The organism is Candidatus Infernicultor aquiphilus (genome assembly GCF_002784285.1).
Taxonomy (GTDB): Bacteria; Atribacterota; Phoenicimicrobiia; order Phoenicimicrobiales; family Phoenicimicrobiaceae; genus Infernicultor; species Infernicultor aquiphilus.
Genome location: NZ_PFKO01000356.1, coordinates 1 through 1,325, shown reverse-complemented (window position 1 = coordinate 1,325; position 1,325 = coordinate 1). Strand labels below are relative to the sequence as shown.

The following is a 1,325-nucleotide window of genomic DNA, read 5'->3' as shown; positions in this document are numbered from 1 at the left end:
CATCTTACGTCATGTGTCCAATTTGTACCTTATGATGTTTGTAATAATATGGAAGAAGTTTATGCATGCCTTAAACTTTATTTAGAACTTGGTTATGAGGGACTCGTAGTTAAGAATCCGCGAAGTCTCTATGAGACAAAGCGGTCCACAAATTGGCTTAAATACAAGCCGATGAAATCAGACATTTATTCAATCATAGGATATAACCAAGAAGTAGATAAAGATGGCTTCGTAAAGAATAGTCTTGGAAGCATAATCTGCTCTACTCAGGAAGGGGAGGAATTTAGCGTAGGAAGTGGGTTTACTGCATTACAACGTAATAGTTATTGGGCAGATAAGAAGTATTTAATTGGAAGAAGTATTAAAGTTAAATATCAAGAATTATCTAAAGATCGGAAGGTCCCGAGGCATCCAGTAGTTCTGGAAATAATCTAACTAAAAGGAAGAATTATGTACCCAAGATTAGAGATTTAAATAAAAGATTATCAGAACTTAAATAATTAAAATAGGAGGATTATGCCATGGAAGAAAACATTAATCAAGAACTTATTGAGTCCACACTATCAACTATGACCGAGGATGAGAAAAAAGAAGCTTTAATGTTACTCGCAAAACTTGGATATAAAAGAAAAGCTCAGCGAAGAATAATTAAAGAACGTCGTTATTTGAAGCCATACTACCTTCGAATTAACCATATTTGTTCAACTTGCAAAACAACATGGACAGAAAACTTTATAATGAAGCAGAATAAGGGAGCTGATTATCTTCAAGCAATTAGGCTTAATGAAATTCCTTTAAATAAAAAAGTTAAAATTACTACAGTACATTCATTTACTTGTTTTAATTGCCCTCCGTTCCTTAACGGCTTGGAAAAAGCCACAGTTATTAAAATGTATCTCAGTGAAAGGAGAAATATTTATCGTGGATATTATTGAATCCTGGTTCGAACAAGCTAAAAAGTTAGATTCTGGAGAATCTCTTTTCCTTGAGTGCCACAGCAAAGCAGATGCTCGAAGTATGCTTAGAAAGTTTAAGCACATACGAAGCGAGTATGAAAAGATTAATCCAATACTCACTTCGACTATTGAACTTCATACAACATTTAAGGATAAAAAGTTTTGGCTTGTAATTACAAAACTTTCTGCTTCTCCACTCGTTGGATTTAAGAAAGATATGAATGGTAACTTAATTAAAATTACACTTGAAAATGACATAGACAGAGAGAGGAGAATAAAACTTATGATTGTTGACGGGATGAACTTAGAAGAAATTAAGCAAAATGTTCATGATCTTACTAATGAGGAAATTGAATTATATTTTAAAAA

General features: G+C 32.8%; 2 protein-coding genes and 1 pseudogene. All 3 read left to right on the top strand.

Annotation, left to right across the window (positions count from 1 at the left end; translation table 11 throughout):
• Positions 1-435, top strand: a pseudogene (locus COZ07_RS10015) (hypothetical protein); the annotation flags it as partial.
• An 86-nt stretch (positions 436-521) separates the two neighbouring features.
• Complete coding sequence (locus COZ07_RS10010; RefSeq protein ID WP_406608422.1) at positions 522-935, top strand: hypothetical protein; 414 nt, start codon at positions 522-524, stop codon at positions 933-935.
• Positions 901-1,325: hypothetical protein (locus COZ07_RS10005; RefSeq protein WP_406608421.1), on the top strand; the 425-nt coding region annotated here is incomplete at its 3' end. The genes COZ07_RS10010 and COZ07_RS10005, both read left to right, overlap by 35 nt.

Bases quoted from the DNA above. Each gene is read 5' to 3' on its own strand.
- COZ07_RS10010 (WP_406608422.1), top strand. From the start codon at position 522: ATGGAAGAAAACATTAATCAAGAACTTATTGAGTCCACACTATCAACT.